We start from the raw sequence: 10,128 nt of genomic DNA, 5'->3' as shown, positions 1-10,128 counted from the left end.
GAGCTCGGCCTCGCGGCGGCCGCGCTCCCGGGCACCCAGCTCCAGCTGCCGCGGCGTCGACCCGGCTGGCACCAGGCGCTCGGCGCGCACGCCGACCAACCGGATGCGCGCGCGGTCCAGGCCCAGGGCGTCGAACAGCGCGCGGGCGGTGTCGTAGAGCTCCTGCCCGACGTCGGTGGGGACGTCGAGGGTGCGGCTGCGGGTGATCGTGGCGAAGTCGGCGAAGCGGACCTTGACGGTCACCGTGCGGGCCAGCCAGCCGCCCGAGCGCAGCCGGCCCGCCGTCCGCTCGGAGAGCCGCAGCAGCTCCCGGTGGACGACCGCCGGATCGTCGACGTCGGTGCCGAAGGTCTCCTCGTGCCCGGTGGACCTCTCCGGCTCGTCGGGCACCACCCGGCGGGGGTCGCGGCCCCACGACAGCTCGTGCAGGTGCGCGCCGGCCGCCGACCCCACCGCACGCTGCAGCGTGCGGACCGGCACGTGCGCCAGGTCGCCGACGGTGCGCAGCCCCAGCCGCAGCAGCACCTCCTCGGTCCTGGCGCCTACTCCCCACAGCGCGCCGACCGGCAGCGGGTGCAGGAAGTCCATGACCTCGGCCGGCCGAACGACGAGCAGCCCGTCGGGCTTGGCGGCGGTGGAGGCGAGCTTGGCGACGAACTTGGTGCCGGCCACGCCGACCGAGCAGGTGATGCCCTGCTCGTCGTAGACGCGGGCACGCAGGTACTCGCCGATCTCGGCGGCGTCGCCGAGCCGCCGCCCGGCGCCTGCGACGTCGAGGAACGCCTCGTCCAGGCTCAGCGGCTCGACCAGCGGCGTGATCGAGCGGAACAGCGCCATGACCGCTCGGGACACCTCGGCGTAGAGCGCCATGTCCCCCGGCAGCACCGTCGCCGTCGGGCACAGCCGCAGTGCGCGGGACGTCGGCATCGCCGCGTGCACGCCGTAGCGGCGCGCCTCGTAGGTGGCCGAGGTGACCACTCCGCGGTTGCCGGCCCCGCCGACGATGACCGGCGTCCCGGCCAGCTCCGGCCGGCGGCGCACCTCGACGCTGGCGAAGAACGCGTCCATGTCGACGTGCAGCACGGTGCACCCGGCCGCGTGCTCCGCCCCCGCCACCACTCTCCCCTCTCGAACGCTTGTTCGACAAGGGGACGTTAGCGGCTCCCCGCGGGCCGGGCACGGGGAACTCTCCGCAGATCCGTGGCGCGACGTCGTCGACAGTTGCCGACGCGGCGGCGCTCCGGCGTTCTCCCGGGGCGCCGCGCACGGTCAGCGGGACCGCGACCACAGGGACGAGATGGATCGACACGGGAACCGGCGAGTCGTCGTCCGGGCGAGTCGTCCCGCCGCTCGGGACAGCCGAGCTCGGCCGGGACCGGACGCGCGCCGGCGCCCATCGAGTGCGCCCGCTACCGGCAGCGCCAGGGCCGTGCCGGGGGGGGCGGCACACGCCTCCGCCGCCCTGGTGACGTGCTGACACACCCGCTCCGGACTCGGTGCCCGAGGGGGACGGCGGCATGTGTGGGTCCGCGTCGGGCGAGGTAAGGAGGCCGTCGGAAGCCGCCGTCCGGCGGTTCGACGACCCGATCGATTCGGAGAAGCCCATGGCGCTCGACGACGATGACATGACCAGCACCGAAGGCCCCGCGGACGGCGGTGCCGCCGGTACGTCGGGCGTCTCCGACGGCGGCGCGGACGGCGGCGCCGACAGCGGCGCCGGCCACGGCCCGGCCGACGGCGGTGCCGCCGGTGGTGGTTCGGACGGTGGTGCCGACGGTGGCGCGGACGGCGGTGCCGACGGTGGAGCCGACGGTGGCGCGGACGGTGGTGCCGACGGCGGCGCGGACGGTTCCGCCTGACCGAGGACCCCACCGCGGAGGGCCGGCCGGGCTCCCGGCCGGCCCTGCGCCGGTGCACCGCCCTGGACCCGCGGGTCTTCGCCGAGGAGCACTGGGCCCGCCGGCCGCTGCTGACCCGCGCCGAGGAGACCGGCGGCTCCTACGCCGACCTGCTCGACCTCGCCGCGGTCGACGAGCTGCTCTCCCGCCGCGGGCTGCGCACCCCGTTCCTGCGGATCGCCAAGGACGGCGCGGTCGTCGACGCCACGCGCTTCACCACCTCGGGCGGCGCCGGCGCGGAGGTCGCCGACCAGGTCTCCTCCGACGCGGTGCTGCGGCTGTTCGCCGACGGGAGCACCGTCGTCCTGCAGGGCCTGCACCGGCTGTGGCCGCCGCTGATCGAGTTCGCCGACCAGCTGGCCGCCGACCTGGGCCACCCGACGCAGGTCAACGCCTACGTCACCCCGCCCTCCTCGCGCGGGTTCTCCCCGCACTACGACGTGCACGACGTGTTCGTGCTGCAGGTGGCCGGCGAGAAGCACTGGCGGATCCACGAGCCGGTGCTCCCCGACCCCCTGCGCACCCAGCCGTGGAACGACCGGGCCGCCGCCGTGGCCGCCGCCGCCGAGCGCGAGCCGGTGATCGACGCGGTGCTGCGCCCCGGGGACGCCCTCTACCTGCCCCGTGGCTACCTGCACTCGGCGACCGCGCTCGGTGAGATCAGCGCGCACCTGACCGTCGGCGTGCACTCGGTGACCCGCTGGGCGGCCGCGGAGTCCGCGCTCGACCTCGTCCGGGTGCTCGCCACCGACGACCCCGAGCTGCGCCGCTCCCTGCCGCTGGGCGTCGACCTCGCCGACCCGGCCGCGGTGGCCGACGACGTCGCGACGGTCGTGACCGCGCTGAAGGGCTGGCTGGACCGGGTCGACCCCACCGAGGTCGCCGACCGGCTGCGGGCGCGCACCTGGTCGCAGGTGCGCCCGGAACCGGTGGCGCCGCTGGCCCAGGCGACCGCGGCGGCCGCCCTCTCCCTCGACACGGTGCTGCGGCTGCGCCGCCGGCTGCGCTGCCGACTCCGCGAGGCCACCCACGGGAGGGTGACCCTCGTCGCCGGTCGGCGCTCCCTGGAGCTGCCCGCCGACACCCGTCCCGCACTGGCGGAGCTGCTGGCCGCCGGTGAGCTCAAGGTCGCCGACCTGCCCGGGCTCGACGCCGCCGACCAGCTCACCCTGGCCCGGAGGCTGGTCACCGAGTCGATCGCCACCGTGCCCGGTGCGACGACGGGGGACCATGGAGGGCGTGAGCGCACGCCCGGGAACGGATCGTGATCCGGCCGGGTCACCTCGCGTGACTGTCCCCGCGGACTTCTGCCGGGTCCCGGAGGCACCCGGACTGCCGGCGGGCCGGCTCGACGCGGGCCGCTGCTCGGTGCAGGCGCTCGTCCGCGGGGACTCCGGCGTCGGCACGGCCTCCCCCGCGCAGCGCTGGCTGCTCGTCGAGCAGCCGGGCCCGTGGGGGATCGATGCGCTCACCCAATCCCGCTTCGACCCGGCCGTGGCGCCGCGGTTGGCGCACCGGGCGCGGGCCGAGGGGGTGCGGGTGCTGCTCATCCGGCGTCCCGGCGACCGGCTGGCCGACTCGCGGCGGCGCTGGGCCTACGTCGACGGGAGGCCCGGCGCGGAGAACATGTGGTGGTCGGTGCGCGGCAGCGACGCCGAGCTGGTCGACGCGCCGTGGGACGGGTCGGTCGGCGAGCCGGCCGACGGCCCGGTGTACCTGGTGTGCGCGCACGGCGGGCACGACGCCTGCTGCGCACTGCGCGGGCGGCCACTCGCCAGGCGGATGCCGGCCGACGACGTGTGGGAGTGCAGCCACCTGGGCGGGTGCCGGTTCGCGAGCAACGTGCTGGTCCTGCCGCACGGTTTCTACTACGGGCAGGTTCCCGACGACGGTGCCGAGCTGGTGACCGCGCACGCCCGCGGCCGGGTCGCCCTGCCCTGGCTGCGCGGCCGGTCGGGGTGGCCGGCGCCGGTGCAGGCGGCTCAGCAGACCGCCCGCGGTGAGCTGTCGCTGCTGGGCGTCGACGACCTGCCACCGCGCGACATACGCCGGCTGTCCCTGGCCGGCGGGGAGGTCGAGCGGTGGGTGGTCACCCTCGCCGGCCCGGACGGCGACGTGGTGACCGAGGTGGAGAGCCGCCCGTCGGAGGAGGCGGCGCGGTTGACCTGCCGGGCGGTGCACGAGGCGCACGGCCGCACCTGGCACGTGCGGCTGCTCTCCGGCGTCTAACCCAGCGCGCGGCCGCGGGCGGTCAGCAGCGGGATCGCCAGCTCGCGGGGAGTGAGCGAGCCGTGGTAGCCGACCAGCCGGCTGGGGCCGGGCTCCCGCTCGGTCGCGGTGAGCGCCCAGGTGCCGCGGGCCAGCGCCACGACGTCGCCGATGCGCGCGGCCAGCTCGTCGTCCACCGGGCCGAAGACGCCGCTGGCGATCGCCTCGTCGCGGCCGGCGACCCAGGCCCGCTCGCCCAGGACCTCCCGCCAGCGGGCCAGCAGGTCGACCTCGGCGCCGGCGACCGCGTGCAGGTAGCGGGCCCGTGGCTCCCCGGCCAGCAGCCGGACGCCCTCGGTCAGCCCGGGGTGGGCGTCGAGGTCGAGCCGGGTCTCCGCCGGGACGTCGAGCATCCCGTGGTCGGCGGTCACCAGCAGGGCGGCGTCGTCCGGCAGCCCGGCGACCACCTGCTCGACGAGTCGGTCGACCAGGGCCAGCTGGGCGCGCCAGCTGGGCGAGTCGACGCCGCGGACGTGGCCGATGAGGTCGAGCTCGGCGGTGTAGCCGTAGACGAGGGTGCGCGGAGCGGCGGCCAGGGACTGCAGGAGGACGCCGGCCAGGTCACCGGCGCCGACGGTGCCGGCGTAGCGCGCGCCGCGGTAGGCGGCGTTGGTCAGGCCCGACCCGCGGAACGCGTAGGGGGCGACGGCGGTGACCTCGACCCCCACGGCCGCGGCCTGCTCGAAGACGCTGCGCCGCGGTTGCCAGAGGAGCGGATCGGGGTCGTCGGTCCAGCGGACGTGGTCGAGGGTGCGCTCCTCCCCCGGGACGGCCGTGACGAAGCCGAGCACGCCGTGGCTGCCCGGCGGCAGCCCGGTGCCCAGGGTGGTGAGGCTGACCGGGGTGGTGCTCGGGCAGGGCGCGGAGAGGTCGCCGGCCGGAGTGGCGAGCGCGGCGAGGGTGGGTGCGACGTGGGCGTGCGCGCGGACGAGGTCGGCGCCGAGTCCGTCGACGAGCAGGACGGCGACCCGGCGGGCGCCGCCCAGCTCCGTGGCCAGGCCGAGCGGGTCCGGCAGCAGGTCGTCGCGCTCGACCGGCACGCCGAGCGCGGTGGCGACGCCGGGGAGGACGTCGGCGAGGGTGGCCGTCCCGTAGGCGGGGCGGGCCAGGTCGGCCGGGAGGCTCGCGGGCGGATGGCTCACGGGCGGGTCGCGAGGACGTGCAGCCCGGCGGCGACGTCCCGGTACGGCGAGCGGCCCGCGAGGGCCAGCTCGAGGCGGCGGACCGCCTCGGGGTCGGCGTCAGAGGTGACGTCGAGCAGGTCGGCGACGACGGAGACCCCGCGCCAGGTGCCCGGCTGCAGCCCGGCGTGGGTGACGAGCGCGAGCAGGTCGTCGGGGGTGAACCGGCGGCGGGCGGGGCGGGCGGCGCGGCGCGGGGCGGGGTCGCGGTCCTCGATCAGGGCGAGCGCCTCGACCGGGTGGCCGGCGACGGCGCGGGCCAGCACCGCACCGGCCCGGTTGGCGGCCGCCACGCTGGCGGTGCCGCCGGGACGCAGTGCCCGGGCGAGCTCGCGGAGCGTGGCGGCGGGGTCGTCGACCACCTCGAGCACCGAGTGGCACAGCGCCAGGTCGTAGCTGTCCCCGCCGCCCTCTCCCGCCGGGACGACCTCGTGCAGCTGGTCGCCGTCGCCCTGCACGCCGTGCACCCGCGCCCCCACACCGGCGTTCTCGGCCCGCCGGTTCAGCGTCGCGAGGGCGTCGGCGCTGGGGTCCACCACGGTGACGTCGTGGCCGAGCCGGGCCAGCGGGACGGCGAAGTTGCCGCTCCCGCCGCCGACGTCGAGCACCCGGAGTGCGTGGCCCGTCGCGACGACCGGGTCGAGGGCGGCCCAGACGGCGGCCGCGCGAGCGGGCAGCTGGTCCGCGGCGGGCGAGGCGGGAGCAGACGGCGGCACCCGTCGGAGCCTAGCCGCGGTGGCGGGGCCGCACCGGGTCATCACCGCGATCGCCGGAGGCTGACCGGGCGGGGCGACCGGCCGCCGGAGGACGTCGTTCCCGGCAGCTCCGGCGGTGAGTGCACGAGCACTCACCGCCGGAGCTGCCGTGGAGGAAGGTCTGGACCGCGGGCCGCCAACCCGATCAGGCGGGGATCCGGTCGGCGGCGCGCCGGATCTCGGCGATGTCGATGCGGTGCATCTGCAGCATCGCCTCGGTGGCCCGCCGTGCGCGGCCGGGGTCGGGGTCGTTGAGCAGCGCGGTGAGCTCGATCGGGACGACCTGCCAGGAGACGCCGTACCGGTCCTTGAGCCAGCCGCACATGCTCTCCTCGCCGCCGTCGGTCAGCCGGGTCCAGTAGCGGTCGACCTCCTCCTGGTCGGCACACATGATCTGGAAGGAGATCGCCTCGCTGAACGAGAACTGCGGACCGCCGTTGAGGCCGACGTACTCCTGGCCGTCGAGGGTGAAGCCGACCGTCATCGCGGTGCCCTCGGGCATGGGCATGTCCGGCCCGTAGCGGGTGACCTCGCCGATCGAGGAGTTCGGGAAGATCGAGGTGTAGTGGGCGGCGGCCTCCTCGGCGGTGCCGTCGAACCACAGGCACGGGATCTGCTTGGGCATCGAGATGTCCTCTCTCGTGGGCGGGGCGGTCGGCTCCGGCGTCGAGGAGTAGACGCCGGCACCCGCCGGAAGTCATCGCCCGCCGCTTCGAGGGGCACATCCGCCTCCGTCCACCGGGGAACCGGAGGAGCCCGAGACCGGCCCGGTTCTGGACCGTCCCGGTGCACCGGTGTCCCGTACCGCACCCCGCACGGGTCATCGAGTGGTGGGCGTTTCGGGCCATCACGTGTTGTGCATCTCCTGCACCGGGTCGGCTTCAGTGGCCGGAGCTGCCCGGGCTGGAGTGCCAGAGCTTGCGCGGCGCCGACGACGTCCCCCGGCGGGTGGCGTCCCGCCGGGCCACGGCCATGGCGTCCTCGCCGGCGGGCTTGATGTCGGCGTAGGGCGACATCCGGAACCCGGTCGGGTGCACCAGCACCGGCTTGACGACCACCGGCCGCGCGCCGTGCGAGGCCGCGGCCCCGGCGATCGCCGCCTCGGTGTACTGCCCTGGGGCGGCCATCTGCTCGGCCACCGCCTCCAGCCCGCCGGTCTCCCAGGCCTCGTGCAACGCCGGCAGCTCCCACGCACCGGTGGCCCGCAGCGAGACTCCTCGCGGGCCGGTGCGCCGCAGCACCCCGCGGATGACCAACAGCCACGAGTGGAAGACGGTGGCGGCGTAGGGACCCTGCGCGTCCTCGAAGAAGGTCGAGTCGGTGCACCCGGTGCCGTCGTCGAGGGTCACGAAGACCACCCGGCGGCCGGAGCGGATCGGCGGCGTCTGGGTGGCCACCTTGACCCCGGCGACCAGCACCTCCGAGTCGCTGCGGCTGCCGAGCAGCTCGCCGGCGGGCACCGCGCCGATGGCGGTGAGGAACGGCCGGTAGAAGTCGACGACGTGCCGGCTGGCGTCCAGGCCGAGCACCTCCAGCTCGGCGCGGACCAGCTCGGCGTCGGTGAACTCCGGCAGCCCACTGCCCTCGGCCCAACCCAGCCCCGGCTCCTCCGCCTCCTCCCCGGGCAGCTCTCTGCCCTCCAGTTCGAGGCCCTCCGGTTCGAGGCCCATGAGGTCGAGGCTGAGCTGACCGGTCGTGGCGACCCGGGCACCGCTGCGGCTCCACCGGTCCAGCTCGCCGATCTGCAGCAGCAGGTCGCGGCGGGTGACCTGCCGCCGGCGGCGGGTGGGCCGGCCGGCCTCGCGGTCACGGACCCCGAAGCCGTAGAGGGAGTCGAAGCCCCCGGCCAGCACCAGCCGCTCCACCACCGGCCGCGAGACCGACGCCCGGTGCCAGAAGTCGGGAAGCGACCGGTAGGGCTGCCCGGCCACGACCCGGACCACCTCGTCGACGGAGATGCCCTTCACGTCGGCCAGGGACAGCCGGATGCCGTAGCGGGACGGGTCGGGCATCGACGCCGGCATCCACCCCGGCCGGACCCACCCGTCACCCTCGACCTCAGCCTCATTGTCAGGGTCGGCGTCAGGATCGAGGCGCTCGACCCGGTAGCTGCCGGTCGACGCGTTGACGTCCAGGCCCAACACCCGGACGCCGAAGTTGCGGGCGTCGTCGAGGATCAGCCGCTTGGGGTACATGCCCGGGTCGTGGGTGAGCACCCCGGCGAGGAAGGCCGCCGGGTGGTGGGCCTTGAGCCAGGCCGACTGGTAGGTGGGCAGCGCGAACGCCGCAGCGTGGGCCTTGCAGAAACCGAACGAACCGAAGGCGACCAGCACCTCCCACACCTGCTCGACCACCTCGACCGGGTAGCGCTGCACCGCCAGCGGCCTGAACCACTCCCGCACCTCGGCGTGCAGTTCCCGGTTCCCCAGTGCACGGCGCGCCTCGTCGGCCTGGTCGAGGTCGCAGCCGGTCATCTGCGCCACGATCTGCAGCACCTGCTCGTGGAAGACGACCACCCCGGCGGTCTGCTCCAGGTAGGGCGCGAGGTCGTCGTGGAGATAGACCGGGTCCCGCCAGCCGTTCCGGGCCAGGAGGAACGGCGTCACCATGTCGCTCTTCACCGGTCCGGGCCGGAAGAGCGAGATGTCGATGATGATGTCCTCGAATGTCTCCGGGCCGAACTTGCCGACCAGCTCCCGCTGTCCCGGCGACTCGATCTGGAACATGCCGAGCGTGCGGGTGCTCCGGATCAGCGCGAACGTCGTCGGGTCGTCGCGCGGGACGGCGTCGATGTCGACGGTCTCCCCGTCGACCCGGGCCACCTCGTCGAGGGCGTGTGCGATCGCCGACTGCATCCGGATGCCGAGCAGGTCGAGCTTGAGCAGCCCCAGCTCCTCGACGTCGTCCTTGTCGAACTGGCTCATCGGGTAGCCCAGGTAGCTGTTCTCCACCGGGGTGCGGTCGAGCAGCGTGGCGTCGGAGAGCAGCACGCCGCACGGGTGCAGGGCGATGTGCCGGGGCAGACCGTCGAGCCGGGCGACGAGGTCGAAGAGCAGGTCCAGATCACCATTGCCGCCGGTTCGTCTGGACCCGAGCCGGCTGGCCCGCAGCTCCGGGAGGTCCTTGAGCGCGGCGTGCACCTGGTTGGCCCGGATGTGTGGGAACGCCTTGGCGACCGCGTCGACCTCGGCCGGCGGCAGCCCGAGCGCGGCGCCGACGTCGCGGATGGCGTGCCGCACCCGGTAGGTGTCCATCATCGAGATGCAGCTGACCCGGTGGGCGCCGAAGCGGTCGAGGACCGCGTCGTACACCTCCATCCGCCGAGCCGACTCCACGTCGATGTCGACGTCGGGCAGCTGGTGGCGCAGCCGGGACAGGAAGCGCTCCATCAGCAGGCCGTACCGGATCGGGTCGACGTCGGAGATGCCCAGCAGGTAGGTGACCAGGCTGCCGGCGCCCGACCCGCGCGCCGCGGCCCGGACCCTCAGGCTCTTGATGAGGTCGACCACGTCGGCGACGGTGAGGAAGTAGGACGGGTAGCCGAGCTCGTCGATGACGGCCAGCTCGTCGTCCAGCCGCCGGGCCACCTCCTGCGTGTGCACCATCCCCCGCCGGCCCAGCCCCGCCTCGCAGCGGGCGCGCAGCACCGCCGACGGGCCCATCCCCTGCTCGGCCGGGGTGGTGACCACGTCCAGCTCCGGGTAGCGCACCGTGCCGATGCCCAGGTCGGCCCGGACGTCGACCGCGCACTGCTCGGCCAGCCGGGCGGTGCGCTCCAGCAGCCGCAGCGTCGCGTCGCGGTCGGGGCCGGCGAGGTCCTCGGCGACCTCGGCCATCTCCTTGCCCGACTTCAGGTATCCCTCGGCGGTGCGCCGGTCGACGTGCCGGGTGTCCAGCGGGACCAGCCGCCGCGCCGCGTCCAGGACGTCGGCGGTGGGCGCGTCCAGCGCGTCGACGTAGCGGACGGCGTTGGTCAGCACCACCGGCACGCCCTCCGCGGCAGCGAAGCGCAGCAGCGCCTGGGCC

General features: G+C 75.4%; 8 protein-coding genes. 3 read left to right on the top strand and 5 right to left on the bottom strand.

Features of this window, described 5'->3' with window-relative positions:
- On the bottom strand, positions 1 to 1,116 hold a 1,116-nt coding region (gene dinB, locus E4P41_RS19875; protein WP_245177510.1), incomplete at its 3' end, for a DNA polymerase IV.
- A gap of 380 nt (positions 1,117 to 1,496) precedes the next feature.
- Here dinB and E4P41_RS19870 point away from each other — a divergent pair.
- The 3 genes from E4P41_RS19870 to E4P41_RS19860 all read left to right on the top strand — a co-directional run bounded on the left by E4P41_RS19870 (position 1,497) and on the right by E4P41_RS19860 (position 4,127).
- Positions 1,497 to 1,859, top strand: a complete 363-nt coding sequence (locus E4P41_RS19870) for a hypothetical protein (protein WP_245177509.1) — start codon at positions 1,497 to 1,499, stop codon at positions 1,857 to 1,859.
- 308 nt (positions 1,860 to 2,167) lie between these two features.
- Complete coding sequence (locus E4P41_RS19865) at positions 2,168 to 3,166, top strand: cupin domain-containing protein (protein ID WP_348536510.1); 999 nt, start codon at positions 2,168 to 2,170, stop codon at positions 3,164 to 3,166.
- A 19-nt stretch (positions 3,167 to 3,185) separates the two neighbouring features.
- Complete coding sequence (locus E4P41_RS19860; protein ID WP_135142958.1) at positions 3,186 to 4,127, top strand: sucrase ferredoxin; 942 nt, start codon at positions 3,186 to 3,188, stop codon at positions 4,125 to 4,127.
- Here the strand turns inward: E4P41_RS19860 and E4P41_RS19855 are convergent.
- The 4 genes from E4P41_RS19855 to dnaE all read right to left on the bottom strand — a co-directional run.
- Positions 4,124 to 5,308: a nucleotide pyrophosphatase/phosphodiesterase family protein gene (locus E4P41_RS19855; RefSeq protein WP_135142957.1), complete on the bottom strand. Its 1,185-nt coding sequence runs from the start codon at positions 5,306 to 5,308 to the stop codon at positions 4,124 to 4,126. The genes E4P41_RS19860 and E4P41_RS19855 overlap by 4 nt on opposite strands.
- Positions 5,305 to 6,063, bottom strand: coding sequence for a methyltransferase domain-containing protein (locus E4P41_RS19850; RefSeq protein ID WP_135142956.1), 759 nt, complete (start codon positions 6,061 to 6,063; stop codon positions 5,305 to 5,307). The genes E4P41_RS19855 and E4P41_RS19850 overlap by 4 nt, the downstream gene beginning before the upstream one ends.
- Positions 6,064 to 6,247: 184 nt before the next feature.
- Positions 6,248 to 6,727, bottom strand: a complete 480-nt coding sequence (locus E4P41_RS19845) for a VOC family protein (RefSeq protein ID WP_135142955.1) — start codon at positions 6,725 to 6,727, stop codon at positions 6,248 to 6,250.
- A 256-nt stretch (positions 6,728 to 6,983) separates the two neighbouring features.
- Positions 6,984 to 10,128: DNA polymerase III subunit alpha (gene dnaE, locus E4P41_RS19840; protein WP_135142954.1), on the bottom strand; the 3,145-nt coding region annotated here is incomplete at its 5' end.

The sequence above is a fragment of the Geodermatophilus sp. DF01-2 genome (assembly GCF_004571065.1).
Lineage (GTDB): Bacteria > Actinomycetota > Actinomycetes > Mycobacteriales > Geodermatophilaceae > Geodermatophilus.
The sequence above is the reverse complement of the archived record's forward strand: the minus strand, read 5'-3'. Positions and strand labels throughout refer to the sequence as shown.